Origin of the sequence: Psychrilyobacter sp. (assembly GCF_049671765.1) — a bacterium.
In the GTDB taxonomy this organism is placed as follows: domain Bacteria; phylum Fusobacteriota; class Fusobacteriia; order Fusobacteriales; family Fusobacteriaceae; genus Psychrilyobacter.
In genome coordinates this window covers 1-1,646 of record NZ_JBATVM010000136.1, presented here as the reverse complement: position 1 = coordinate 1,646, position 1,646 = coordinate 1, and the positions used below count along the sequence as shown (strand labels likewise).

At 32.0% G+C, this 1,646-nt stretch carries 1 protein-coding gene; it reads left to right on the top strand.

The genetic code is table 11. The annotated features are described in order from the left end of the window. Window positions 1-1,646 (top strand): FAD-dependent oxidoreductase (locus WBG30_RS06625; RefSeq protein WP_424503855.1); only part of this gene is annotated, 1,646 nt, incomplete at both ends.

Below are 1,646 nucleotides of genomic sequence, written 5' to 3'. Positions count from 1 at the left end.
AAGAATACTAGTAGTAGGTGGAGTAGCAGGTGGTGCATCATCAGCAGCAAGATCGAGAAGATTAGATGAAAATGCAGAAATAATAATGTTTGAAAGAGGTCCAGTGGTATCATTTTCAAACTGTTGTTTACCATATCATATATCTGGTTTAGTTGAGCAGGAAGAAACGTTAATTTTAATGACACCAGAAAAATTTAAAGGTCAATATAAGATAGATGCAAGAGTAAATAGTAACGTTATATCTGTAAATACAGAAGCTAAAACAATTGAAGTAGAAAATACTTTAACTAAAGAAATAACCACTGAAAAATATGACTCACTAGTAGTATCCCCTGGAGCAGATGCCATTGTACCTCCATTCAAAGGATTAGATAAAATAGATAATTTTGTATTAAAGACAGTCCCTGATGTTTCTAAAATAATGAAATTTGTAAAAGCTAAAAACCCTAAACATATAACTGTAGTAGGTGGAGGATTCATAGGACTAGAAGCAGCTGAAAATCTAAGAGAAACAGGAATAGAAGTTACTTTAGTAGAAGGAACTGATCAAATAATTCCATTTGTAGATAAAGAAATATCTTATTTTGGACAAGCTGAAATGGTTAAACACGGAATAGAAATAGTGTTAGAAGATCTTGTAGAAGGATTTGACACAAGAAAAGTGTTATTAAAATCTGGAAGAGAGATTGAAACTGACGGAGTAATCTTAGCTATAGGAGTAAGACCATCTACTGGATTCTTAAAAGATTCTGGAATCGAATTAACAGATAGAGGATATATAGTAACTAATGATAATTATGAAACAACAGCAAAAGATGTATATGCAGCAGGAGATGCAATATTAGTTAGACACCAGTTAACTGGAAAATTAGTTCCGTTAGCAATGGCAGGTCCTGCTAATAAGCAAGGTAGATTAATTGCCGATAGAATAAATGGTAGAGAAATAAAAAATAACGGTTATATTGGATCGGGAGTAGTAAAATTATTCGGTATGAATATAGCTTCTACAGGATTATCTGAAAAGATGTTAAAAGATTCAGGAATTGATTATGAAGTAGTATATGCAGCACCTCCAGGAATAGTAGGAATAATGCCAGGAGCACATTTGGTGTTCTCAAAATTATTATTTGAAAAGAAAACAGGTAAAGTATTAGGAGCTCAATTTGCAGCAACAGGAGCACCAGATAAGAGAGCAGATGTAATAGCTACTGCAATAAAAGCTGGTATGACAGTAGAAGATCTATTTGATTTAGAATTAACTTATGCTCCTTCATTTGGAACAGGTAAAGATGTAATAAATAAGATTGGATATATTGGTTCGAACTTAAACGAAGGTGCATTTAAACAAGTAGCATTTATGGAAGTTTATGATCTATTAAAAGCAGGAGAGCAAGTAATAGATGTTAGAGAAGTTTGTGAATATGAAGCAGGACATGTAAAGGGAACTATAAATATTCCTATGAGTGTTATGAGAGAGAGATTAGAGGAATTAGATAAAACAAAAACAATCTATGTTCATTGTAGAACAGGAGAAAGAAGTTATAACATGACATTAATGCTTCAATCAAAAGGCTATGATGTTAAAAATATTGCAGGAAGTTATGAATTTATAAAAATGTATGAAGAAGTATCTTGTTATAACGATA